Source organism: Sphingomonas sp. 77B (genome assembly GCF_056497825.1).
Map to the genome: position 1 here is coordinate 3,513,768 of NZ_JBWMBY010000001.1, position 21,324 is coordinate 3,535,091.

Genomic DNA, 21,324 nt, shown 5'->3' on the forward strand with positions numbered 1-21,324 from the left:
TTGCCGGGTCGTGGAATGCAAAAGGGCCTCGGTGCGAACCGGGGCCTTTTTTGTTGGCGCAAATCGGTGGGGAGGGTGTCGCGCGGTTCAGCGCGAACCCAGGATCGCCCGTGCCGCCGTCACTCCGGTCTCATACGCCCCGTGCGCCGTCGAGAAATCCTCGTGCGAACAGGCTTCGCCCGCGAAGAACAGGCGTGCGTCCACCGGCTCAGCCAGTGTCCGGCGTGCCCCGGCATGGCCGATCCTCGCGTGGCTGTAGCTGCCGCCGATCAGCGGCACATGCCGCCAGCGCGTCGCATCCAGCGGCGTGAAGCGCCGTTGCCAGTCGCTGCCCAACAGCGCGACCAGTTCATCCATCGCAAAGGCCGCCGCCGCGCCGTCTTCCTCCAGCATTTCGGCGCAGGGGCCGCCGAAGAAGCTCTCGACGATCGGCCAGCCGAAGGGAGAGAGGCGGTGGCTGGCGGTGCAGGTTTTGTGCGGATCGCCGGTCAGATGGGCATGGGCGGGCCAGGGCAGGGGGCCTTCGACCGACAGAAAGACCTTGTCGGCGATTCCCAGCGGCAAGGCGGCGGCGGCCTCCTGCTTGTCGGGGAGGGGCGGGTCGAAGGTCAGTTTGTCCTCCGCCAGCACGGTGGTGGGAACGGCGACGATGACCTGATCCGCCTCGATCGTTCCCGCCGAGGTTTCGATGCGGATCGTCCGGCCGAGATGGTCGATTCGGGTCGCCGTCACGCCGGTACGTATGGTCAGCCCCGCGGCGTGATGCGCGACGACGGTGCCATAGCCCTCGACCACCGCCCAATTGTCGTCGGTTGCGGCATTCTCATAGGCTGCCCAATCATGCAGCGAGACTTCGGCCAGCGACGCGCCATTGGCATAGCCCGAGATCGCGTCGATCATCGGCCGCCAGGGATCATCCTCGCCCACAAAGTCGGACAGCGGCCGATCCGGCCCGTTGAGGGCGGCCATCGCGGCCTCTTCAAATCGGGCATAGGCCCGGCCCGAAGCGCGCTTCTTGGCAGGAGGAAATCCCAGGTCGTTCCATTGGACCTGCCAGTTGGGTGAGCGGCGATCGACCGTGAAGCCCGCCTGCTCGGCGATGGTGGTCCATGGATTGCGTTTTGCGGAGTGGAGCCACCCACACCCATGATCGACGACATGGCCGGTAGGCAAACGAACGCTCCTGGCCCGTCCGCCCAGCCGATCCGCCGCCTCGATCAGCAGGACGTTGCGCCCCGCATCGTGCAGCGTCCGCGCCGCCGCGATTCCGGCCGCGCCGCCGCCGATGACGACGGTGCGGCCGGTCGAACTCACGCCGCCGCCAGCAGCCGCTTTTCACCGGCAATGCGCATCATCGCCTTTTGCAGCTTCTCGAACGCGCGCACTTCGATCTGGCGGACACGCTCGCGGCTGACGCCATAGACCTGGCTCAGCTCTTCCAGCGTCTTGGGATCGTCGGTCAGGCGACGCTCAGTCAGGATGTGCTTTTCGCGGTCGTTCAGGTCGTCCATCGCACTGACCAGCATGTCGTGGCGGACATCCGCCTCCTGTTGCTCGGCGACGACCGTGTCCTGGAGCGGCGCGTCATCGGCCAGCCAGTCCTGCCACTGGCCCTCGCCATCCTCGCGCATCGAGACGTTGAGCGACGTGTCGCCCCCCATCGCCATGCGGCGGTTCATGCTGATGACCTCGTCCTCGTTGACGCCCAGATCGGTGGCGATCTTGGTCACGTCCTCGGGGCGCAGGTCGCCGTCCTCGAACGCGTCGAGCTTCGACTTCATCCGGCGCAGGTTGAAGAACAGCTTCTTCTGGGCCGCGGTGGTGCCCATCTTCACCAGGCTCCACGAGCGCAGGATATATTCCTGGATCGAGGCGCGGATCCACCACATCGCATAGGTCGCCAAGCGGAAGCCGCGATCGGGCTCGAACTTCTTCACGCCCTGCATCAGGCCGATATTGCCCTCCGAGATCAGCTCGGAGGTGGGCAGGCCATAGCCGCGATAACCCATCGCGATCTTCGCCACGAGACGCAGGTGCGAGGTGACGAGCTGTGCCGCCGCCTCGGGGTCGCCATGCTCCTGGAAGCGCTTGGCGAGCATATATTCCTGCTCCGGGGCAAGGATCGGGAATTTCTTGATCTCGGCGAGATAGCGGTTGAGCGACTGCTCCCCGCCCAGTGCAGGAATCGTCGCCGGGACGTTGCTGCCTTTTGCCATGATCCTTATCTCCCTTTCTGGAGCGTCAATCCGTTCGCCCCGTCGCCGGGCGCGAGGCGGTCTTCTGCTATACGTGAAGCCGGCTGAACAGTTCCTGCATGTCGGGCGGCATCGGGCTCTCAAACGCCAAAGCGTTACCGCTTATGGGATGAATAAAGCCCAGATGCGCCGCGTGCAGGGCCTGGCGCCGGAAATCGAGTTCATCGAGCAGGGCTTTTTGAGCACCCTTTGTTCTACCATAGACCGGGTCGCCCAGCAAGGCGTGCCCCAGAGACTGCATGTGCACGCGCACCTGATGCGTCCGCCCGGTTTCCAGGCGGCATTCGACCAGTGCGGCGTTGTTCAGTTTCTCGATGGTCCGATAGTGCGTGACCGCGCGCTTGCCGCCCTGCACGATCGCCACCTTTTTGCGGTTCTGCGGGCTGCGCGCGAGAGGGGCGTCGACCGTGCCGTCGGCGGGGCGGGGAATGCCCCCGGTGATCGCGCGGTAACGGCGGTCGATCGAATGCGCCGCGAACTGCTTGGCCAGTCCCTCATGCGTGCGGTCGGTCTTGGCCGCGACCATCAGGCCCGACGTGTCCTTGTCGATGCGGTGGACGATGCCCGGCCGCGCTACGCCGCCAATGCCCGACAGCGACCCGCCGCAGTGATGAAGCAGCGCGTTCACGAGCGTGCCGTCGAAATTTCCCGCCGCCGGATGCACGACCAGCCCGGCGGGCTTGTCGAGCACGATCAGATGTTCGTCCTCATAGGCGATGACGAGCGGGATATCCTGCGCCTCGTTATGCGCGGGCAGGGGGGCGGGGACGGCGACCTGGAACAGATCGCCGCCCGTTGCCCGCTTGGCAGGATCGCGGGCCATGACCCCGTCGCGCGTCACCGCGCCGCTGTTGATGAGGACCTTCAGCCGTTCGCGCGACAGAGTCGGCACCGCATCGGCCAGCGCACGGTCCAACCGCCAGCCGTCCGCTGTGGGCGCGATCCGCGCATCGATGATGGAAACCCCCCGGTCCATAGATTATGCTAATTGGGCATGACCGTAACGATTTCAAGCGATGCGCTGGACCTGATTTGCAAAAGCGCGGCCGCTTCCCCCGATTATGAGGTGTGCGGACTGTTGCTGGGGGAGGGCGATCGCATCGTGCGGGCTGTCCCTTGCGCCAATGTCTCGGATGAACCCAGCCGTCGTTTCGAGATCGATCCGTCGGCCCTGATCGCCGCGCACCGGGCCGCGCGCAGCGGTGGCCCGGCGGTGATCGGCCATTATCATTCGCATCCCACCGGCCTGGCCGAACCCTCACTCCGCGACGCCGCCGATGCGGCACCCGATGGCAGTATCTGGCTGATCGCCGGGGGCGGGGCCGTCACCGCCTGGCGCGCGGTGGCGGCGGGTGAACGCCATGGGCGCTTCGATCCGCTTGCGCTTGCTTGCGCTTAGCGTACGCGCGCGTCACAAAGAGCCAGTTTGTCGAGGGATTTTTCATGACCGTCAGCCCGGTGGATTTCGCGAGCCTGTTATGTTCGCGATTGTGCCACGATCTCCTGTCGCCGGTGGGGGCGCTCAATAACGGGCTGGAGCTGCTCGCCGACGAAACCGACCCGGCGATGCGCGAGCGGTGCATGGAATTGCTGGCGGACAGCGCGCGGGCCTCGGCCAACAAGCTGAAATTCTTTCGCCTGGCGTTCGGGGCGGGCGGCGGCTTTGCCGACCGGGTCGACATGGCCGAGGCCAAGTCGGCGATCGAGGGGCTGCTGGTCGACAATCGCCGCACCACCCTGGGCTGGCTGGTCGAATCTCCGTCGCTGCCCAAGCCTGCGGTACGTATTCTGATGAACCTGGCGCTGATCGCCACCGAGGCGCTGGCGCGCGGCGGCACGATCGACATCGGCGCGGAGGTCGGTCGCGAGGCGATCGAGATCGCGATCCGTATCGAGGGGCCGCGCATCCTGCTCGACCCCGAAATCCGTCGCACCCTGATGGAAGGGCGCGGAGTAGAGCCGCTGGCGTCGCGCACCGCACCCGCCTTCCTGATCCATACGCTGACCACCGAGCATGGCGGCATGACGCTGGTGACGGAACCCGCGCCCAACACGATGATTCTGGGGGCGGCGATCCGCGCGGGGTAAACGCCCTTTTAATCTTGTGGCGGCAAGAGGGAGCGGATCTCAGCGGGGAAGCTGGGGGCTCCCTCGGGGATTTATGGACGACCTGCTGCAGGAATTCATTGCCGAGACACGCGAGACGCTGGAGGCGCTGTCCAGCGAGATCGTCGCGTGGGAGGCGGCACCCGGCGACCGCGCGCGACTGGATGCGATTTTCCGGTTCGTCCACACCGTCAAGGGAAGCTGTGGCTTTCTCGACCTGCCGCGCCTCGCCCGCCTTAGCCATGCCGCCGAAGACGTACTGGCCGCTGCGCGTGACGGCAAGCGGATGCCCGATACCGCGCTGGTCGATGCGGTGCTTGCGATCGTCGACCGGATCGGCGCGGTCGTGGAAGGAATTGCGGCGGACGTACCGCTGGACGATTCGGACGACGCCGCGCTGATCGCCGCGCTGACCCGCGTGGACGATGTCGTGACGGCCGCTCCGACCCCGCGTGTCGCCACCGCCCCGCGCATCGCGCCGCGCAGCATCCGCCTGAACGTCGACCTGCTCGACCGGATGATGAGCGGCATGTCCGACATGGTGCTGGCCCGCAATGAGCTGGCCCGGCGGTTGCGCGATGGGGTGCTGGACCCGCGCGTCGAGGCCGCGCTCGACCAGCTGTCGCTGACCGTCGCCGATATGCGCGACACGGTGACGCGCACGCGGATGCAAAAGGTTGAGGGCCTGTTCTCCGCGCTGCCCCGCATGGTGCGCGATACGGCGGCCGAACTGGGCAAGGCGGTCAGCCTACGGATCGAGGGATCGGACGTCGATCTCGACCGCGAGATGATCGAGATGATGCGTGACCCGCTGGTCCATATCATCCGCAACGCCATCGACCATGGCATCGAGACGCCCGCCCGACGGCGTAGCCTGGGCAAGCCGCCGACCGGCCAGATCTGCGTCACGGCGCGCCAGTCGGGCAACCAGATCCTGATCGAGATCGAGGATGACGGCGCCGGGATCGACGTCGCCCGCATCGCCGCCAAGGCGGTCGAGCATGACGTCCGCTCCGCCGCCGAAGTGGCGGGTATGAGCCCGGCGGAAAAGCTGAAACTGGTCTTCGAACCGGGCCTGTCGAGCCGTGACACGGTGTCGGCGGTGTCGGGGCGCGGCGTCGGCATGGACGTGGTGCGCGCCAATATCGAGCATGTCGGCGGCCGTATCGCGCTGGACAACCGCCCGGGCCGTGGCCTGACCATCACCATCCGGATTCCGCTGACCCTGTCGATCATGTCGACGCTGATCGTCGCGGTTGCCGACCAGCGTTTCGCCATCGCGCGTCAGGCGATCGAGGAGATCGTCAAGGTGCGCGGCGATCAGGTTCGTGTCGATCCGGTCGGCGACATCCGTGTCGCCACCGTGCGCGGCCGTCGCCTGCCGATGCTGGCGCTGGGCCCGTTTTTGGAGATCGCGCAGGGCGATCCGACGACGCTGGTGATCGTCTCCACGCGCGAGGGCGACTATGCGCTGGGCGTCGACGATGTGCTCGACACCGAGGAAGTCGTCGTGAAGCCCGCCGCGCCCGCGGTGATGGGCAGCGGCCTGTATGCCGGACAGACGCTGCCTGACAGCGGCTTGCCGATGCTGCTGCTCGATGGCGGCGGGCTGGCGCTGGCGGCGGGGCTTCGGTTCCAGCGCGACGTCATCGCCGCTGCCGAGGCCGCGACACAGGAACCGGCCAATCCGGCGCTGCTGTTCGAGGACCTCGACGGCGCCCGCCGGGCCATCCCGCTCGGCGCGATCGATCGTGTCGAGAAGGCGCATGCCGAGGCCGTCCACCGTTCGGGCGGGCAGATGCGGTTGATCGTCGACGGCGCGACCATGCCGCTGCATCACGTCGATCCGCTCGCGCTCGAGGATGCGCTGGCGCATGGCGAGATCGAGGTGCTGCGCCTGACCGATGGCGAGACCGAATGCGCCTATGCGATCAACGGTGCGCTGGAGATCATCCACCTGCCTGCCGAGATCGCGCCCGCCACCGGCGGCCCGGTTCTGGGCGTGGCCGTATGGGAAGGCCGGGCGCTGGAGATCCTCGATCCGCTGGCGTTCTTCCTCCATGCCGGTGCGGGTGACAGGGGCACGACCGCACCGCTCTGTCTGCTCGCCGGTACGGGGGCGGCGTGGATGGACCGTTTCCTCCGCCCCGTGCTGGAGGCGCATGGCTATCGCTGCACGCTCCAGCCGGGCGGTGACGAAACCCCGGCCGTCCGCCTGATGATGGACGAGGATGCGGGCGCGGCCGAGCCTTCGGGTGCTCCCGTGGTGCGCCTGCGCCGCGATCGGGACGGGGCCGCCGATCCCGACACCATCTATCGCTACGACCGCTCCGCACTGATCGCCGCGCTGGCGGGGCATGCTCGCCGGGGAGGCCGCTGATGGCGTTGTTCCTGATCGCCAATATCGCCGGGCAGGGCGTGGTGTTCGACGCCGACCAGGTCGATTCGGTCGTGGACATCGGCGAGGTCGTCGCGGTGCCCCGTGCCGAGCCGTCGGTGCGCGGGCTGACCGCGCTGCGCAGCCGCGTCATCACCGTCGTCGACACCCGCCGTGCGCTGGGGCTGGAGCCGACCGCCCCCCATGTCCGTCGCGCGGTCATCACCCAGCAGGACGGGCATTATTATGCCATGCTGGTCGACGCGCTGGACGATATCGAGACGTTCGAGATGCGCCCGATGCCGCATGTCGCACCCAAGGACGGCCGCTGGTCGCGCGCCGCCAACGGCATGGTCTTCCGCGACGGCGAGCCGCTGCTGGTCCTCGATCTGGCCAGACTGGTACCGCAGCCGGTCGCGCTCGTGGCCTGACCGATTAACCCCGCCGTTACCTATCGAGGCTATTCCGAAGGGCAGGTCGTGTTGAGACCTCCGGTAGGAATAGGGCGTACCGCATGAAGACCTGTCTCGTCGTCGATGACTCCAAGGTGATCCGCAAGGTCGCGCGGCATATATTGGAAACGCTCGACCTTCAGGTGCGCGAGGCGGGGGACGGCCGCGAGGCGCTGGAGGCGTGCTTGGAGGACATCCCCGACGTCATCCTGCTCGACTGGAACATGCCGGTGATGAGCGGCATGGATTTCCTGCGCGCGCTGCGCGACGCCAATCTGGCGCGGCGGCCGCGCATCGTGTTCTGCACCACCGAAAACGGCATGGCGCATATCCGCGCCGCGATCGATGCGGGGGCCGACGAATATATCATGAAGCCGTTCGACCGGGACACGCTGGAAAGCAAGCTCCAACTCGTCGGCATGATCTGATCCGAAACGGCATTTCCTCGGAACGCCGCGACATGAGCACCAACCCCTCCATCGCCCTCCAGGCATCTCCACTGGGTACGGCCACGCGTGTATTGATCGTCGATGATTCGGCGGTCGCGCGGGCACTGATCGCGCGTCAGATCGAACCGCATGAGCGATTTCAGGTGGTCGGTGCGGTCAGCCATGTCGAGGCGGCATTGGCCTTCCTGAGCGATCGGATCGCCGACATCATCCTGCTCGATGTCGCCATGCCCGGCATGGACGGCATCACCGCGCTGCCCCGACTGATCGCGGCGGCCAAGGGCGCGCGGATCATCATCGTCTCGGCCTCCACCCCGGCGGGTGGGGCGGCGGCAGTGCAGGCGATGGCGCACGGCGCGGCCGACACGCTCGACAAGCCCCGACCGCAAGGGCTGGCCGGGTTCGGCGATGCGCTGCTCCAGAAACTCGATGCGTTGGCCTGTCCCCCCGTCGAGCGAGGCGCGCCTGCTTCGCCCGCACCCGCCATGTCGGTGGCGCCAAGCCCCCTCCGCATCGGCAAGGCCTGGCCCGAAATCATCGGCATCGGCGCGTCGACGGGCGGCATCCACGCGCTGGCGAAGCTGTTCGCTCCCATTCCGACGACGATGACGGTGCCGATCGTGGTGACGCAGCATCTGCCCGCCACCTTCATCCCGTTTTTCGCCGCGCAACTCACCGCCGTCGCGCGCCGCCCGAGCGTCATGGCCGAGGACCGGATGCGCGTCCGGCCCGGACAGATCCTCATCGCCCCCGGCGATGCGCATGTGACCTTCGCCCGGCTGGCCGACGGCAGCGCGGCGATCCGGCTGAAGCATGAACGCGCGCGCAGCGGCTGCCTCCCCTCGGTCGATCCGATGTTCGCCTCGATGGCGGAGCTGTGGGGCGACCGGGCCTGGGGCATCGTGCTGACGGGCATGGGACGCGACGGGCTGGAGGGCGCGCGGATGCTGAAGGCGGCAGGTGGAACGATCGTCGCGCAGGATCGCGAAAGCGCGGTCGTCTGGGGAATGCCCGGCGCGGTCGTGACCGATGGTTTGGCCGATGCGGTGATGACCCCGGACGCGATCGGCGCGGTGATCGCGGCGGGAGCGCCCCGCTGATGGTCATGGCCTCGGGCTGGACGCCCGCCCCCCCCGTCCGAACCGGGAGCATGTCCATGGCGCAGTCCCCTTTGTCGGGCCAGTCGCTCGCCGTGCTCAGTGCACTTCTGGAGGCGCGAACCGGGCAGCAGATCGCCAGCCACCGTTCGACCCGCGTCGACACCGTCCTGCTGCCCCTGATGCGCGAACGGCGGATCGACACGCTCGATCAACTCGTCTGCGCCGTGCTCGACGGGCGCGACCCGCAGCTGGCGGGCCGGGTGATCGACGCGCTGGTCAATTGCGAGACGTCCTTCTTTCGCGACCCGCATGTGTTCGACAACATCGTCGAGGCGGTCGCCGAGGTCGAGCGGGAAGGCCGCCGTGCCCGCATCTGGAGCGCCGGCTGCTCGACCGGGCAAGAGCCCTTGTCGCTGGCGATGATGTTCGCCGATCGGCAGCAGACGCAGGGCAGGCCGATGCCCGAGATCGTTGCGACCGACGTGTCCGAAGCCGCGATCGCCCGCGCGCGCAGCGGCTGCTACACCCAGTTCGAGGTGCAGCGCGGCCTTCCCATCCGTCAGCTGGTCCGCTGGTTCGAGGGGCGGCCCGGCAATGAATGGGTGGCCCGGCCCGAATTGCTGCGTCCCATTTCATTCCGCCAGATGAACCTGACCATCGACCCGGCTCCGTCCGGTCAGTTTGACCTGGTGCTGTGCCGCAACGTCATGCTCTATTTCGCGCCCGATCCCAAGGAACGAGCCTTTCGTACCCTTGCGGGCGCGATGCGGGACACGGGCTTGCTGATCCTGGGGGCGGGCGAAACGGTGATGGGGCAGACCGACCTGTTCCAGCTCGCGTCTGTCGGGCGCGGCATGTACCGGAAAAGCGCTGCGCCCGATCCCGTGTTCCGTGCATGAAGTCATATCCTTGGGCGGGGCTTCCCGCTAACAGGGGGCACGAACCGGGGTCGTTCAGGAGGTTGCATGACGATCGTCGACACGCCGTCACCCAATTTCGACGCGCGTAGCCTGCCCATCACGATGATCGTATTGCACTATACGGGGATGCAGGACGCCGAGTCCGCCATCGCGCGTCTGCGCGATCCGGAAGCCAAGGTGTCGTGCCATTATCTCGTTGCCGAGGACGGCACGATCCTGCGCATGGTCGACGAAGCGGAACGTGCCTGGCATGCGGGCCGCTCGCACTGGCGTTCGATCGAGGATGTGAACTCGGCGAGCATCGGCATCGAGATCGTCAATCCCGGCCATGACTGGGGCTATCGCCCGTTTCCCGACGAGCAGATCGCCGCCGTCATGGAACTGGTCGCCGATATCCAGAAGCGGCATGGCATCACGCGGGGCAATATCGTCGGCCATTCCGACATCGCCCCCGCCCGCAAGCGCGATCCGGGCGAGCTGTTTCCCTGGGGCGATCTCGCCAAGCGTCGCCTGGCCCTGCCGCGCCCGACCAAAAATTTGATGGACCCGATGTGGACCGAGGCGGGCTTCTGTTTGGCGCTGGAGCGGTTCGGCTATGACGTGACCGACCGGATGGCGGCGATCATGGCGTTCCAGCGGCGCTTCCGCCCCGAGCTGATCGATGGTGAGATCGATTCGGAATGCCGGATGATCCTGCTGGCCTTGCTGTTGCCGCGCCCGCAGGGGGATGATTGACGGGGTTACAGCTTGGGCTTGTGCTTCGACTTCGCTCAGCCTGAACGGAGGGAGGGATTGGGAATTGGCCCCAAAGGCCGTTCAGGCTGAGCGAAGTCGAAGCCCAAGTGCTACGCCCAACCACAAACCCCTTGCCCTAATCCCCAATCCGTCTACATCCCCCCGCAGTCAGAGGGCCGGGCGGCCGCGGCCTTGGGAAACCGGGGGCGAGGAAAGTCCGGGCTCCACGGAATAACGGTGCCGGGTAACGCCCGGCGGGGGCGACCCCAGGGACAGTGCCACAGAGAGCAGACGGCCACGGCTTCGGCCAGGTCAGGGTGAAAGGGTGCGGTAAAAGCGCACCGCGGGTCCGGTAACGGAAACGGCATGGCAAACCCCACCGGGAGCAAGACCGAATAGGGATGGCATGGCGCGAAAGCGTCGGGGCGTGTTCCCGCCCGCCGTCCGGGTTGGTTGCTTGAGGCGATGTGCAAACATCGTCCTAGAAGAATGGTCGCCCATCCGGCCTTGCGCCGGTGGACAGAACCCGGCTTACAGGCCCTCTGACTGCATTCCCCGCGCGGGCAGGGTCCCGATCACGGCTTGCCCAGCGCGCCTGCATTGATCGAGACATTATTGCCCTGCGACTTGGCCGACGGTGCCCCCTTGGACACGAGGTCCCATACCTGTTCGGGGCGGGGCAGGCCATCGAACGAGGGATAGCTGTCCGCGCTGTCGTCAACATGGTGCAGCACCACCGAATAGGACATGGTCTTGCGCTTTTCGATCTGGCTCATGATGCCCGGAAAGACGCTGATCGTGCGTCCGGCGTCGTAAAGCGCCATCGTATAGCCGTTGATGTCGGACCCATCCCAACGATAGACGCCGTAGGTCGTATGGCCTGCCCCGTCGCGGCAGATCGGCGCGGCGGGCTTTTCGGCTTCGGCCTTCGTATCGGGCTTGTGGTTGGCCATGACCGCACCTAGCAGCAGATTGCTCATCACATCGGCCCCGCCCGGCTTTTCCAGCTTGGCCTTGGGCAGGTGCGCGAAATCGGTCTGCGTCGCGCATGGGCGGACCGGCACCGCTGGCCCCGGATAGGCGGCAGTCGTGGCAATGGCGGGTTTCAGCGCGGCGATGATCTCGTCCATCTTGCCGTCGAGCGTCGTGGCGTTCAGCTTCTCGGCGGTCAGGCGGATGACCAGCAGCCATTCGCCCATCGGCATCACCGCCAGCGAGGTGCTGCGATACGGACTGCTCAGCAGCGACCAGCTCTGGCGCAAGCCCACCGCCGGATCGGTGCCCAGCGGCGCGAAGGCGATGGGATCGGTGCTGGCAGGCGCGCCCTTGTCGAAATTCTTGCGCTCCTCGATCGCGGTGCGCGAGCGGTCGAACCACAGCGGCACGCTGGGCACCGCCGGGTGGAAGAGGAACAGCGTGGCGAAGACCGACTTGTCGGTGCTCTCCAGCTTGACCGCGATGTCATGCTCGTTCGTGGTCGCATCGGTGATCGCGACGCGGTTCAGCCCGGCGACGCTCGGCCGGACGATCAGCTTCGTCTCGGCGTGCATCCAGCCCTTGTTCGCCGGAACCTCCAGATCGCGCGCCGATACCGCCGTCGCCGCCGTCAGGGCGACCATCGCCGCCAAACCCCAGTGCCGCATTCGATCCTCCCCCATGGACGGGGCAGAGGCTAGGCGGTCACCGGGGGGGCGATCAAGCGTCGTCGATCACATGAGAACCTTTTCGGGCCGTGCCAGCCCGTCGAGATCGGTGTTCGCATCGATCTCCAGCAGGGTCTTTATATGCCCGTCGCGAATGTCATAGACCCAGCCGTGCAGCCACAGCTCGCGCTTTTCCGCGAACGCCTTCTGGATGGTGTCGAGCCGGGCGAGATGGCGCAGCTGCTCCATCACGTTCACCTCGACCAGCCGGTTGACCTTCGCGGCCTGGTCCGGCTGGGCGTCGATCTCGTCGCGGTGGCGGTGGAGCACGTCGCGGGCATTGCCCAGCCACTGGTCGACCGGCCCCTGCGTCCCGCCCTCCAGCGTCGCCAGCACCCCGCCACAGCCATGATGGCCGCACAGGATGACGTGGCGCACCTTCAGCACGTCGACCGCATATTGCACGACCGACAACAGGTTCAGGTCGTCGTCATGGACGAGGTTCGCGATATTCCGGTGCAGGAACATGCCACCCGGCGGGGTCATCGTCATCTGCTCGGGCGTCACCCGGCTGTCGGAACAGCCGATCCAGAGGAAGTCGGGCTTCTGCCCCACCGTCTGGCGCTGGAAGAAGTCGGTCTTCTCCTCCAAGAGCTCCGTCGCCCACGCCTTATTGGCGAGCAGCAGCTGCTTATATTCCCTCATGCGTAGCGCACTCCGGTCGATGGGGCATTGATGAGGGGGGCGGTTCGCTCGGCGATGTCGCCGCGCACGATCACGCTGATCCCGCGAAAGTCGGCGCCCTTGATGAAGGCGTTGATGATGTCGACATTATCCAGGTCGACATAGGAGGTCGAGGACAGGTCGATCAGCAGGTTCGCGCCGTCCGGCACCTTCGCGAGCGACTTCTGCAACTCGTACTTGTGGATGAAGTACAGGTTGCGCCGCGCCCGGATCAGGCAATCCTCGTCATCGCACGCGAAGGTCAGCGCCGGGCGGAAATTGCGCGCCACGACGAAGACGAAGCCGACGACCAGACCGACCAGGATGCCGATCAACAGGTCGGTGCGCAGGATCGCCAGGATGGTGACGATGAAGGGAATGAACTGACTCCACCCCTGCTTGTAGCGCTCGGTGAACAGCTTGGGCTTGCACAGCTTGTAGCCGGTGGCGATCAGCACGGCGGCAAGTGCGGCCAGCGGAATCTGGTTCAGCACGACCGGGATCAGCGCGACCGACAGCAGCAGCCAGGTGGCGTGCAGCATGGTCGACAGCTTGCTCTCCGCGCCCGCATCGACATTGGCCGACGAACGCACAATCACCGAGGTGACGGGCAGACCGCCGAGCAGGCCGGAGACGATATTGCCGCCGCCCTGCGCCATCAGCTCCCAGTTCTTGTCGGTGGTGCGGCGGCGCGGATCGAGTTCGTCGACGGCCTTGACGCTGAGCAGCGACTCCAGGCTGGCGACGATGGCCAGGGTGAGGGCGGTGGTCCATACCGCGCCCAGGCCGATCGCGCCGAAATCAGGCAGCCGGAACTGGCCGATAAAGGCCGACGGACTGCCCGCGACCGGCACGCGGACCAGGTGCGAGCCTGCCAGCTGCCAGTCGGGACGCAGCGCACCGAGCAGCATGTTGCCGACCACGCCGATCACCACGACGACCAGCGGCCCGGGCAGCAGTCGCAGCGGGCCCTGCTTAGGCTTGGCGTGATCCCACCAAAAGAGGAAGGCGAGCGAGATCGCGCCGATCAGCACCGCGCCGGGCGCGATGTCGTTGCTGACGCTGGTCCACAGGTCGGTGAAGGTGTTGCCGCCCGCGCGGCTGGCATATTCGAAGCTGCCTTCGAAATCACCGTCATAGCCGATGGCGTGCGGCACCTGCTTGAGGATCAGGATCAGGCCGATCGCGGCCAGCATGCCGGTGATGACCGAGGATGGCACGAACTCCGCCAGCACGCCCGCGCGGGTGAACGAGAAGGCGAGCTGGAGCACGCCCGCCAGCGTCACCGCCAGAAGGAACACCTGGAAGCTGGGAAGCCGCTCGATCGCCTCGAACACGATGACGGTCAGACCGGCGGCGGGCCCCGCGACCGACAGCGGCGACTTGGAGAGGAAGCCGACGACCAGGCCGCCCGCGATCCCGGCGATCATCCCCGCGAAGGGCGGCGCGCCGGACGCGACCGCGACACCGAGGCAAAGGGGCAGGGCGACCAGCGCCACCACGATCGAGGCCGGCACGTCCGCTCTTGCGGTGGCCAAGAAGGAACGACTTTGGGCCACAATGGCTCCTGTCAAAGCTGGGCGTCCGCATATGCCCGGTACGGACATGAATATATGATGACGTATATTTCATGAACGAGGGAACCATTCGCGGTCAAGCGATTCAGTGGGTCATTCGGGGGCTGCGGCTTGCAAAGCATGGCGACGATGCTTGCACCCGCGCCGAAGTCGCCTAAATCGGCCGGCGTGGCGCGTTCTTCTACCCGATCCAATGACTGGGGCTTCCCCCGCTGGCGCAGCTATGGCGCCTCGCGGGAGGCCAAGCCGGTGCGTATCTGCGACCGGCACGGTTGCGACCAGCCGGGCAATTGCCCGGCCCCGAAATCCCCCAACAGCCCCGACCGCTGGTATTTCTGCGAGGCGCATGCCGCCGAGTATAATCGCGGATGGGACTATTTTCAGGGGCTCAGTGCCGAAGAGGCCGCCGCGCGCGAAGCCTCCGAGCGACAGACGAGTGCGGGCTATGCCCAGTCCAAGCATCAGGCCTGGGCCGGGCCGGGGGACGGCAGCCGCTCGCGCGACGAGATGCGTGCGCTCGATGCGCTGGGTCTGGAGCCGGATGCGGAGTTCGACCTGATCCGCGCGACCTGGCGCGGGCTGGCCAAGGCCAATCATCCCGACATCCGCCCCAATGATCCAGAGGCGGCGACCAAGTTCCAGCAGGTGCAGGCGGCATACGAAGTCCTGCGCGCGGCCGAGGAACGGCGCAGCTGGAAGCCCGAATGATCCGCCGCGCCAAGGCGGAATGGGAATCGACGGTCCTGATCTGCGGCAAATGTTCGAAGAAGGTCGGCGGCGGTTTCGGGCCGAAGGGCAAGACGCCGCTGGCGAAGGCGCTCAAGCGGATCTTCGGCAAGGGGCGCAAGGCATCGGTGGGCGTGGTTGAGACAAAGTGTCTGGGGCTTTGCCCGAAGAATGCGGTGACTTTGGTCGATGGGCGTCGGCCGGGGGAATGGCTGGTGGTGACGCCGGACGAGGATGTCGAGGCGATCGCGGCACGGTTGGGGCGGGGGAGTTAGGGTTTTAAAGCGGGGTCTCTGTGAGACCCCGAACCCTCCCCCATCCCCTCCTGCTTGCGGGAGGGGCGTGTCTGGTGGCGGGCCGTGCGCTTTTATTCTTTTGCGTTGAGCCTAGCCGAACGGTCTACGACCGAGCCTGCCAGCACCTCTAGCCGCTCCCCTCCCGCAAGCGGGAGGGGATGGGGGAGGGCCAGGTGTCTCACCGAGCCCGCCGCCGCCCGATCAATACCGCCCCGCCGTCTCCCGGATCAGCGCGATCATATTCGGAATCCCCTGCGTCCGGTTGGAACTCAACTGGTTCCGCAAATCGAACGGCGCCAGTTCGCCCTCGATATCGGTCGCCAATATCTGCGCAGGCGTCTTGTCTTGGACCGTCTTCAACACCAGCGCGATGATCCCCTTGGTGATCGCCGCATTGGAGTCCGCCAGGAAATGCAGGCCCTCGACCTCGCCTTTGGTCGGATAGACCCAGACCGACGCCGAACACCCGCGGACCAGTGTCGCGTCGGTCTTCAATGCCTCGGGCATCGGCTCCAGTGCGCGGCCGAGATCGATCAGCAGGCGATAGCGATCGTCGGCGTCGAGAAATTCATATTCGTCGCGGATTTCGGCAAGATCGGACATGATACCGCGCTACCGCGAACGGTGCGCCGCGACAACTGGTCAGTCCTTCAGCAAGGCGTCCACCGATCCGCCGTTGCGCACCAGTTCGGCCGCCACGCGGCGACGCCCTTCATAATAGGTCAGCACGCGCGCATTCGGATCGCGCGCGCGGATCAACGCCTCGTCCTGCGGGCGGATGCTGGTTTCCCGCGCGACATAGTCGGGATAGCCCTCGCGCTTCCAGGCGGGCAGGCGAAGCGCGGCCCATTCGCCGATATGATCGGCGACCAGCCGGTGCGTCATCTCATGCGCGATGGTGCCCGACAGAGTGCGCACACCGCCCAGCGGCGCGCCGTTCGTCACCCGGTCGTCCGCCACCGAGCTTCGGTTGAAGATCAGCGCATGGGCGAAGGGCCGTCGAAACGCGATGGAGCCCCGCGCGCCGATCGACAGCAGGTCCCAGCGCCAACCGCCATCGGTCAGCACGACCTGCCGCGACAGTCCCGGCCGGTAAAGCGGGCTGGCCGCCAGCAAGCCATCGGCGCGGGCCAGCACCCGTCCCATCGCCGCCCGGTCGATGGGCTGTTCGGACAGGACCGTCGTCCGCCCGAAATCGGCGCGATAGGGAAAGGCGAGGGCGGCGGGCGTGTGGACCACCCCGGCGACGACGACCGCGCCGCCGCAGGCGATCCGGGTCGTCCATCGACGAAGGGTGGCGAAGCGGCTCACAGGTCGACGCCTGCGGCGATGGCTTCGAGCTTGCGGATACGCTCCTTCAGGTCCGCCATCTCGATCCGCGACGCGGCCGAGGCGGCGGGCGGGTAGGGATTGTCGTGGCTACGCTCGAATTCGCGGTTCTTCAGCTGCAACCAGCCGCGCCAGCCCGCGAGGCCTGCGGTTACGATCATCGCCAGGCCTGCCAGGCCTGCGGTCGCGATCACGATGTAAAGATTGGTGTCGGTCATGATCCGGGCTCCCTGTCCGTATCAACGGGTGGCTTAACGGTCGCGCAGCCGCTCGATCTCGCGGTCGAGATCGATGCTCTTGCGTTCGTCGGTGATGACGCGCTCCAGGACCTGGATGCGCTCCTTGAGCTGCTGTACTTCGGCACGCAGCGCCTGGGTGTCGCGCGAGGCATCGCCGCGCAGATGCTCCACCATGTCGAGGCCGGGCGAACGGCGGTGCTTGGCCTTGAAGATGCTGGCGACCATGACGATCGCGACGATCAGTACGGTCATGAACTGTCCGCCGGACATAGCGGTGACTCCCCTCTAGATACTTATGTCAGTGTTCGATGCGGGCGGGCGTCTCGCCTGGGACCCGCAGGCCGTCGATCTCGTCGCTCAGCGCCAGGCCGCGGTCGGTGACGATCCGCTCCAGCACCCGGACCCGCTGTTCGAGCCGTTCGGTCTGGGCGGCATATTGCGCCGCCTTTTCCGCGACCATCGAGGCTTCGGTGGCCAGCCGCTTTTCGCGGTAAGCAAACCAGGGCTTGACGACGACACCGCCGATGATCGCGACCATTCCGCAACTGATGCCGAAGAGCGGGATCAGGATGGCAAAATCGTGCATCTTCCTTCTCCCTCAGCGATCGCGCAGCGCATCGATTTCGCGCGCGGTTCGCTCGGCGGGGTCGGTGGCGATGCGCTCCAGCACCGCGATCCGCTCTTCCAGTCGAGAGACCTGGCCGACCAGCTTCTGGTTCTCGGCGGTCAGCAGTTCGACCTTGCGGCCATCGGCGATGTCGTTCTTGTGCGTCATGCCGCCCCAGTCATTTTCCAGGCTGTAGCCGTGCTTCGCACGGATCCAGGTTGTGACGACCCAACCGATCGTCGACATTGCGATGATAGCCAGGACGAAACCCGGTCCTCCCCAAGCCATAATCCATACTCCCATAGGATAGTTGATGTGTCAGCGCTCTCTCAGCGCAGGCTGTCGATCTCGTCGGCCAGCTGGCGGTTGCGGCTGGTGTAGTGCAGTTCGATATCGGCAAGGCGACGGTCGAGATCGCGGAACTTCGAGCGGACCTCGGCGGTCGAGCGGCGCGGATTGCTGCGCACGCCCTGCCAGAACTTGGCGTCCTCGGCCGACTGGTAGAGGCCGATCGGCTTGGCCGTCGCCATCCATGCGATCAGCATATAGGCAAGCGGGACCCAGGGCATGCCGACCCCGGTCAGGGTGAGCAGGACCGCGGCGACGCGGACCCACATCACATCGACGCCCGTATAGTCGGCGATTCCCGAGCAGACGCCTTTGAACTTCGCATTCTGCTTGTCGAGGTAGAAATTGGTGCGGCTGGCGGTCATCTCAATTCCTCCGATCGAGGCTGTAGTCGGTCTGGCCCAGGCGCGGTTCGGGGCGCCATTCGGACTGGAGACCGGGTTTGAAGTTGGGATTGTCGGCGGCGACGATCCGTTCGACGGTGTTCACCCGGTCCTCCAGGCGGCGCGCGAGCAGGTGGAGCTCGTCGAGCAGCTGCTCGTCCTCATGGGTGATCTTGGGCGCCTGCTTCCACTTCGTCATATAGTGCAGGATCAGCCAGGGCAGCGCGATGAAGATGGTGGTGATCGCGATGCCGGGGGTGACGATATCCTCCATCTCACTCTCCCTTGTTCAGGCGCGCCTTGAGCGCGGCGAGTTCGGCATCGACCCGGTCGGAGGCACGCAGTTCGGCGATCTCGTCCTCGAGCGTCTTGGGGTTCGCGCCCAGGCCCAGCGCTTCGGCGCGGCCCTCGGCCTCGTCCACCTTGCGCTCCAGCACGTCGAAGCGGCTGAACGCGTCGTGCGTCTTCGGGCCGTTCCACATCTCGCGCAGGCGATAGCGGTTGTTGGCGCTTTCCAGACGGGTCTGGACCGCATTCTGCTTGGTCCGCGCCTCGCGCAGCTTGTTCTGCAGCTTGGCGATATCCTCTTCCGACGCGCGCAGCGCATCGTCGAGCACCTGGACTTCGGCCTTCAGCTGGTCGGCCATGTCGGCGGCCTTCTGGCGCTCGATCAGCGCGGCCTTGGCCAGATCCTCGCGGTCCTTTGACAGCGCCAGCTCGGCCTTTTCGGTCCAGCTGTCCTGAAGCTGGTCCAGCTTCATGATGTGGCGGCGGATTTCCTTCTGGTCGGCGATCGTGCGGGCGGCGGAGGCGCGCACCTCGACAAGCGTTTCCTCCATTTCGAGGATGATCATGCGGATCATCTTCGCGGGGTCTTCCGCCTTGTCCAGCAGGTCGGCGAAATTGGCGGCGACGATGTCGCGGGTGCGGGAGAAAATGCCCATCGGATACTCCTTGATGGCGGCTATTCGGGGATTATGCGGTCGGTGCCTCGATCGCCGCAACCGAAGTCTGGGTGGCGGCGACATGCGCGGGGGCGAGGGCGCCCATCAGGCAGGTGGCGCTCATCACGACGGTGCAGGCGATGGCGGCGATCTGGCGGCTGAAGGTGGTGGCGAACATGGTGGAAACTCCCTGATTGTCTTGTCTCGATCCGCTCGTTGGCGGGATGCCGGAAGCATTGCAGGAGGCGTGCCAGTTTCAAAAATGGCGGAAATCCGCGGGTTTTGAAAATAGTTGCGATCAAACAACGATTGCCCTCTTGCCAAGGCTTGGGAAAATCCGCCACCTGTTGGGAATGGAGCGAACGAGTCAGGTCATCGGCCAGTCGGGGGCCTTTCTGGACGCGCTGGAACGGGCCAGCCGCGCCGCCGCGCTCGACCGTCCGGTGCTGGTCATCGGCGAGCGCGGGACCGGCAAGGAACTGGTCGCCGAGCGTCTGCACCGGCTGAGCGGGCGCTGGGACCAGCCCTTGGTCATCATGAACTGCGCCGCGCTGCCCGAGACGCTGATCGAGGCCGAGCTTTTCGGCCATGAGGCAGGGGCCTTCACCGGCGCGACCAAGGCGCGGGCGGGGCGGTTCGAGGAGGCGAGCGGGGGCACGCTGTTCCTCGACGAACTCGGCACCTTGTCGATGGCGGCGCAGGACCGGCTGCTGCGCGCGGTCGAATATGGCGAGGTGACGCGGATCGGTTCTTCGCGGCCCTTGCGTGTCGATGTGCGTATCGTGGCGGCGACCAACGAGCATCTGCCCGACAAGGTCGCCGCGCATCAGTTTCGCGCGGACCTGCTCGACCGGCTGTGCTTCGAGGTCGTGACGCTGCCTCCCTTACGGGCGCGCAAGAGCGACATCATGGTGCTGGCCAATCATTTCGGGCGGCGCATGGCGGCCGAGATCGGCTGGAATGAGTGGCCCGGCTTCGGGGCGGCGGCGACGGATGCACTGATGGAGCATCGCTGGCCCGGCAATGTCCGCGAGCTTCGCAACGTCGTCGAGCGCGCCGTCTATCGCTGGGACCGCGAAGGGCCGGTCGATGCGATCGAGATCGACCCGTTCCGCTCTCCCTATCGCCCGCAGGGCCAGTCACCCGCCGCCGCCCGCAGCGAGCAGGGGAGCGCGCCCGCCTCCGCCGATCCGGTGAGCGACGGCGACGAGGTGGCGGCCTGCGACGTCGGTCCGTCCGACTTCAAGTCGCGCGTCGCCCGGTTCGAGCGCGAGCTGCTGACCAAGGCGCTGGCCGACAATCGCTTTAATCAGCGAACGACCGCCGAGGCGCTGGGGCTGTCCTACGACCAGCTTCGCCATGCGCTTCGTCGCCACGATCTGATCGGAACGGTTGCGTAACCGCGTCGGGGGAGCCATTTGGAGGCTCTGGCGTTGCCACAGGCAAACCCAAAGGAGCATTGACGATGGCTTTCGAACTGCCGCCCCTTCCGTACGACTATGATACGCTGGAGCCGGTCATCTCCAAGGAGACGATGACCTTCCACCACGACAAGCACCACGCCGCCTATACCAACAAGCTGAACGAGGCGGTCGCCGCCGACACGTCGCTGCAGGGCAAGTCGATCGAGGACATCCTGGCCAACATCTCGTCGGCCCCGGCCGCCGTGCGCAACAATGGCGGCGGCTTCTGGAACCATGACTTCTTCTGGAAGATCATGACCAAGCCCGGCACGACCCAGCCCTCGGGCAAGCTGGCCGAGGCGATCGAGGCGTTCGGCGGTCTCGACAAGCTGAAGGACGAGTTCAACACTAAGGGTGCGGGCCAGTTCGGTTCGGGCTGGGCCTGGGTGATCGCGGATGCCGAGGGCAAGCTGAAGGTCACCTCGACCCCGAACCAGGACAATCCCCTGATGGACGTCGTGGCCGACAAGGGCACGCCGATCCTGGGGAACGACGTGTGGGAGCACGCCTATTACCTGACATATATGAACGACCGTCCGGGCTATCTGAAGGCCTGGTGGGACGTGGTGAACTGGGACGAAGCCGGTCGCCGGTACGAGGCGGCGGTGGTGTAATTTCGCCTATTCGTTTCAGATAAGGAAAAGGGCGGCTC

At 66.3% G+C, this 21,324-nt stretch carries 28 protein-coding genes and 1 other RNA gene; 13 read left to right on the forward strand and 16 right to left on the reverse strand.

Annotated features, from left to right (window positions below):
- Window positions 1–87: 87 nt before the first annotated feature.
- From AC1GI4_RS16500 to AC1GI4_RS16510, 3 genes are all read right to left on the reverse strand, one after another.
- Window positions 88–1,314, reverse strand: coding sequence for a flavin monoamine oxidase family protein (locus AC1GI4_RS16500; RefSeq protein ID WP_479630223.1), 1,227 nt, complete (start codon window positions 1,312–1,314; stop codon window positions 88–90).
- Window positions 1,311–2,216, reverse strand: a complete 906-nt coding sequence (gene rpoH / locus AC1GI4_RS16505; RefSeq protein ID WP_058717786.1) for an RNA polymerase sigma factor RpoH — start codon at window positions 2,214–2,216, stop codon at window positions 1,311–1,313. Before rpoH ends, AC1GI4_RS16500 begins: the two co-directional genes overlap by 4 nt.
- 67 nt (window positions 2,217–2,283) lie before the next feature.
- Window positions 2,284–3,231 (reverse strand): RluA family pseudouridine synthase, encoded by a 948-nt coding sequence (locus AC1GI4_RS16510; RefSeq protein WP_433910185.1) that lies wholly within the window; start codon window positions 3,229–3,231, stop codon window positions 2,284–2,286.
- A gap of 18 nt (window positions 3,232–3,249) precedes the next feature.
- Between AC1GI4_RS16510 and AC1GI4_RS16515 the strand changes: the two genes are divergently transcribed.
- The 9 genes from AC1GI4_RS16515 (at window position 3,250) to rnpB (ending at window position 10,944) form a co-directional block, all read left to right on the forward strand.
- Window positions 3,250–3,654, forward strand: coding sequence for a M67 family metallopeptidase (locus tag AC1GI4_RS16515; RefSeq protein WP_479630224.1), 405 nt, complete (start codon window positions 3,250–3,252; stop codon window positions 3,652–3,654).
- Between the two features lie 44 nt (window positions 3,655–3,698).
- Entirely contained in the window at window positions 3,699–4,343 is a 645-nt protein-coding gene (locus tag AC1GI4_RS16520) for a histidine phosphotransferase family protein (RefSeq protein WP_433910187.1), read from the forward strand.
- 73 nt (window positions 4,344–4,416) lie between these two features.
- Window positions 4,417–6,741, forward strand: a complete 2,325-nt coding sequence (locus tag AC1GI4_RS16525) for a chemotaxis protein CheA (protein WP_479630225.1) — start codon at window positions 4,417–4,419, stop codon at window positions 6,739–6,741.
- On the forward strand, window positions 6,741–7,169 hold the full coding sequence (locus tag AC1GI4_RS16530; RefSeq protein WP_479630226.1) for a chemotaxis protein CheW: 429 nt from the start codon (window positions 6,741–6,743) through the stop codon (window positions 7,167–7,169). Before AC1GI4_RS16525 ends, AC1GI4_RS16530 begins: the two co-directional genes overlap by 1 nt.
- A gap of 83 nt (window positions 7,170–7,252) precedes the next feature.
- Window positions 7,253–7,618 (forward strand): response regulator, encoded by a 366-nt coding sequence (locus AC1GI4_RS16535; RefSeq protein WP_294269830.1) that lies wholly within the window; start codon window positions 7,253–7,255, stop codon window positions 7,616–7,618.
- 32 nt (window positions 7,619–7,650) lie between these two features.
- On the forward strand, window positions 7,651–8,739 hold the full coding sequence (cheB, locus tag AC1GI4_RS16540; protein ID WP_479630227.1) for a chemotaxis-specific protein-glutamate methyltransferase CheB: 1,089 nt from the start codon (window positions 7,651–7,653) through the stop codon (window positions 8,737–8,739).
- Window positions 8,740–8,795: 56 nt separating this feature from the next.
- Entirely contained in the window at window positions 8,796–9,638 is an 843-nt protein-coding gene (locus AC1GI4_RS16545; RefSeq protein WP_479630228.1) for a CheR family methyltransferase, read from the forward strand.
- 66 nt (window positions 9,639–9,704) lie between these two features.
- Window positions 9,705–10,394, forward strand: a complete 690-nt coding sequence (locus AC1GI4_RS16550; RefSeq protein ID WP_479630229.1) for an N-acetylmuramoyl-L-alanine amidase — start codon at window positions 9,705–9,707, stop codon at window positions 10,392–10,394.
- Between the two features lie 168 nt (window positions 10,395–10,562).
- Window positions 10,563–10,944, forward strand: an RNA gene (gene rnpB, locus AC1GI4_RS16555) — RNase P RNA component class A.
- A gap of 25 nt (window positions 10,945–10,969) precedes the next feature.
- Here the strand turns inward: rnpB and AC1GI4_RS16560 are convergent.
- The 3 genes from AC1GI4_RS16560 to AC1GI4_RS16570 all read right to left on the reverse strand — a co-directional run bounded on the left by AC1GI4_RS16560 (window position 10,970) and on the right by AC1GI4_RS16570 (window position 14,298).
- On the reverse strand, window positions 10,970–12,037 hold the full coding sequence (locus AC1GI4_RS16560) for a hypothetical protein (protein ID WP_479630230.1): 1,068 nt from the start codon (window positions 12,035–12,037) through the stop codon (window positions 10,970–10,972).
- A gap of 66 nt (window positions 12,038–12,103) precedes the next feature.
- Complete coding sequence (locus tag AC1GI4_RS16565; RefSeq protein ID WP_433910192.1) at window positions 12,104–12,742, reverse strand: carbonic anhydrase; 639 nt, start codon at window positions 12,740–12,742, stop codon at window positions 12,104–12,106.
- Entirely contained in the window at window positions 12,739–14,298 is a 1,560-nt protein-coding gene (locus AC1GI4_RS16570) for a SulP family inorganic anion transporter (RefSeq protein WP_479630231.1), read from the reverse strand. The genes AC1GI4_RS16565 and AC1GI4_RS16570 overlap by 4 nt, the downstream gene beginning before the upstream one ends.
- Window positions 14,299–14,505: 207 nt before the next feature.
- On the opposite strand from AC1GI4_RS16570, the gene AC1GI4_RS16575 reads away from it, so the two are divergent.
- Window positions 14,506–15,045 carry a J domain-containing protein gene (locus tag AC1GI4_RS16575; RefSeq protein WP_056434533.1) on the forward strand — a complete coding sequence of 180 codons (540 nt, stop codon included), beginning with the start codon at window positions 14,506–14,508 and terminating at the stop codon, window positions 15,043–15,045.
- Entirely contained in the window at window positions 15,042–15,338 is a 297-nt protein-coding gene (locus AC1GI4_RS16580) for a (2Fe-2S) ferredoxin domain-containing protein (RefSeq protein WP_294274466.1), read from the forward strand. Before AC1GI4_RS16575 ends, AC1GI4_RS16580 begins: the two co-directional genes overlap by 4 nt.
- Before the next feature lie 222 nt (window positions 15,339–15,560).
- Here AC1GI4_RS16580 and AC1GI4_RS16585 read toward each other — a convergent pair whose 3' ends face one another.
- From AC1GI4_RS16585 to AC1GI4_RS16630, 10 genes are read right to left on the reverse strand one after another with little or no spacing between them, the layout of a single operon-like run.
- Window positions 15,561–15,962, reverse strand: a complete 402-nt coding sequence (locus tag AC1GI4_RS16585) for a SufE family protein (protein WP_479630232.1) — start codon at window positions 15,960–15,962, stop codon at window positions 15,561–15,563.
- A gap of 39 nt (window positions 15,963–16,001) precedes the next feature.
- Window positions 16,002–16,670 carry a hypothetical protein gene (locus AC1GI4_RS16590; RefSeq protein ID WP_479630233.1) on the reverse strand — a complete coding sequence of 223 codons (669 nt, stop codon included), beginning with the start codon at window positions 16,668–16,670 and terminating at the stop codon, window positions 16,002–16,004.
- Window positions 16,667–16,906, reverse strand: coding sequence for a hypothetical protein (locus AC1GI4_RS16595; RefSeq protein WP_219020322.1), 240 nt, complete (start codon window positions 16,904–16,906; stop codon window positions 16,667–16,669). The genes AC1GI4_RS16590 and AC1GI4_RS16595 overlap by 4 nt, the downstream gene beginning before the upstream one ends.
- 33 nt (window positions 16,907–16,939) lie before the next feature.
- Entirely contained in the window at window positions 16,940–17,179 is a 240-nt protein-coding gene (locus tag AC1GI4_RS16600; protein WP_056434531.1) for a hypothetical protein, read from the reverse strand.
- Between the two features lie 46 nt (window positions 17,180–17,225).
- Window positions 17,226–17,513 carry a hypothetical protein gene (locus tag AC1GI4_RS16605; protein ID WP_294274458.1) on the reverse strand — a complete coding sequence of 96 codons (288 nt, stop codon included), beginning with the start codon at window positions 17,511–17,513 and terminating at the stop codon, window positions 17,226–17,228.
- Window positions 17,514–17,525: 12 nt separating this feature from the next.
- On the reverse strand, window positions 17,526–17,822 hold the full coding sequence (locus AC1GI4_RS16610; protein WP_479630234.1) for a hypothetical protein: 297 nt from the start codon (window positions 17,820–17,822) through the stop codon (window positions 17,526–17,528).
- Window positions 17,823–17,863: 41 nt separating this feature from the next.
- Window positions 17,864–18,247: an envelope stress response membrane protein PspC gene (pspC, locus tag AC1GI4_RS16615; RefSeq protein ID WP_294274451.1), complete on the reverse strand. Its 384-nt coding sequence runs from the start codon at window positions 18,245–18,247 to the stop codon at window positions 17,864–17,866.
- A gap of 1 nt (window position 18,248) precedes the next feature.
- Window positions 18,249–18,539: an envelope stress response membrane protein PspB gene (pspB, locus tag AC1GI4_RS16620; protein ID WP_294274450.1), complete on the reverse strand. Its 291-nt coding sequence runs from the start codon at window positions 18,537–18,539 to the stop codon at window positions 18,249–18,251.
- Between the two features lies 1 nt (window position 18,540).
- Complete coding sequence (gene pspA / locus AC1GI4_RS16625; RefSeq protein WP_007404037.1) at window positions 18,541–19,209, reverse strand: phage shock protein PspA; 669 nt, start codon at window positions 19,207–19,209, stop codon at window positions 18,541–18,543.
- Between the two features lie 31 nt (window positions 19,210–19,240).
- Window positions 19,241–19,387 (reverse strand): hypothetical protein, encoded by a 147-nt coding sequence (locus AC1GI4_RS16630; protein ID WP_294274448.1) that lies wholly within the window; start codon window positions 19,385–19,387, stop codon window positions 19,241–19,243.
- A gap of 175 nt (window positions 19,388–19,562) precedes the next feature.
- On the opposite strand from AC1GI4_RS16630, the gene pspF reads away from it, so the two are divergent.
- Together pspF and AC1GI4_RS16640 are read left to right on the forward strand one after the other, a co-directional pair.
- Complete coding sequence (gene pspF / locus AC1GI4_RS16635) at window positions 19,563–20,609, forward strand: phage shock protein operon transcriptional activator (RefSeq protein ID WP_294274446.1); 1,047 nt, start codon at window positions 19,563–19,565, stop codon at window positions 20,607–20,609.
- Window positions 20,610–20,674: 65 nt separating this feature from the next.
- Window positions 20,675–21,286: a superoxide dismutase gene (locus tag AC1GI4_RS16640; RefSeq protein ID WP_294274444.1), complete on the forward strand. Its 612-nt coding sequence runs from the start codon at window positions 20,675–20,677 to the stop codon at window positions 21,284–21,286.
- Window positions 21,287–21,324: the final 38 nt, after the last annotated feature.

What these genes read in the sequence shown, in the direction of transcription:
- rpoH (WP_058717786.1), bottom strand. Translation starts at nt 2,216, where the DNA reads ATGGCAAAAGGCAGCAACGTCCCGGCGACGATTCCTGCACTGGGCGGG.
- AC1GI4_RS16510 (WP_433910185.1), bottom strand. Translation starts at nt 3,231, where the DNA reads ATGGACCGGGGGGTTTCCATCATCGATGCGCGGATCGCGCCCACAGCG.
- AC1GI4_RS16515 (WP_479630224.1), top strand. Translation starts at nt 3,250, where the DNA reads ATGACCGTAACGATTTCAAGCGATGCGCTGGACCTGATTTGCAAAAGC.
- AC1GI4_RS16520 (WP_433910187.1), top strand. Translation starts at nt 3,699, where the DNA reads ATGACCGTCAGCCCGGTGGATTTCGCGAGCCTGTTATGTTCGCGATTG.
- AC1GI4_RS16525 (WP_479630225.1), top strand. Translation starts at nt 4,417, where the DNA reads ATGGACGACCTGCTGCAGGAATTCATTGCCGAGACACGCGAGACGCTG.
- AC1GI4_RS16530 (WP_479630226.1), top strand. Translation starts at nt 6,741, where the DNA reads ATGGCGTTGTTCCTGATCGCCAATATCGCCGGGCAGGGCGTGGTGTTC.
- AC1GI4_RS16535 (WP_294269830.1), top strand. Translation starts at nt 7,253, where the DNA reads ATGAAGACCTGTCTCGTCGTCGATGACTCCAAGGTGATCCGCAAGGTC.
- cheB (WP_479630227.1), top strand. Translation starts at nt 7,651, where the DNA reads ATGAGCACCAACCCCTCCATCGCCCTCCAGGCATCTCCACTGGGTACG.
- AC1GI4_RS16545 (WP_479630228.1), top strand. Translation starts at nt 8,796, where the DNA reads ATGGCGCAGTCCCCTTTGTCGGGCCAGTCGCTCGCCGTGCTCAGTGCA.
- AC1GI4_RS16550 (WP_479630229.1), top strand. Translation starts at nt 9,705, where the DNA reads ATGACGATCGTCGACACGCCGTCACCCAATTTCGACGCGCGTAGCCTG.
- AC1GI4_RS16560 (WP_479630230.1), bottom strand. Translation starts at nt 12,037, where the DNA reads ATGCGGCACTGGGGTTTGGCGGCGATGGTCGCCCTGACGGCGGCGACG.
- AC1GI4_RS16565 (WP_433910192.1), bottom strand. Translation starts at nt 12,742, where the DNA reads ATGAGGGAATATAAGCAGCTGCTGCTCGCCAATAAGGCGTGGGCGACG.
- AC1GI4_RS16580 (WP_294274466.1), top strand. Translation starts at nt 15,042, where the DNA reads ATGATCCGCCGCGCCAAGGCGGAATGGGAATCGACGGTCCTGATCTGC.
- AC1GI4_RS16585 (WP_479630232.1), bottom strand. Translation starts at nt 15,962, where the DNA reads ATGTCCGATCTTGCCGAAATCCGCGACGAATATGAATTTCTCGACGCC.
- AC1GI4_RS16595 (WP_219020322.1), bottom strand. Translation starts at nt 16,906, where the DNA reads ATGACCGACACCAATCTTTACATCGTGATCGCGACCGCAGGCCTGGCA.
- AC1GI4_RS16600 (WP_056434531.1), bottom strand. Translation starts at nt 17,179, where the DNA reads ATGACCGTACTGATCGTCGCGATCGTCATGGTCGCCAGCATCTTCAAG.
- AC1GI4_RS16605 (WP_294274458.1), bottom strand. Translation starts at nt 17,513, where the DNA reads ATGCACGATTTTGCCATCCTGATCCCGCTCTTCGGCATCAGTTGCGGA.
- AC1GI4_RS16610 (WP_479630234.1), bottom strand. Translation starts at nt 17,822, where the DNA reads ATGGCTTGGGGAGGACCGGGTTTCGTCCTGGCTATCATCGCAATGTCG.
- pspC (WP_294274451.1), bottom strand. Translation starts at nt 18,247, where the DNA reads ATGACCGCCAGCCGCACCAATTTCTACCTCGACAAGCAGAATGCGAAG.
- pspB (WP_294274450.1), bottom strand. Translation starts at nt 18,539, where the DNA reads ATGGAGGATATCGTCACCCCCGGCATCGCGATCACCACCATCTTCATC.
- pspA (WP_007404037.1), bottom strand. Translation starts at nt 19,209, where the DNA reads ATGGGCATTTTCTCCCGCACCCGCGACATCGTCGCCGCCAATTTCGCC.
- AC1GI4_RS16630 (WP_294274448.1), bottom strand. Translation starts at nt 19,387, where the DNA reads ATGTTCGCCACCACCTTCAGCCGCCAGATCGCCGCCATCGCCTGCACC.
- pspF (WP_294274446.1), top strand. Translation starts at nt 19,563, where the DNA reads ATGGAGCGAACGAGTCAGGTCATCGGCCAGTCGGGGGCCTTTCTGGAC.
- AC1GI4_RS16640 (WP_294274444.1), top strand. Translation starts at nt 20,675, where the DNA reads ATGGCTTTCGAACTGCCGCCCCTTCCGTACGACTATGATACGCTGGAG.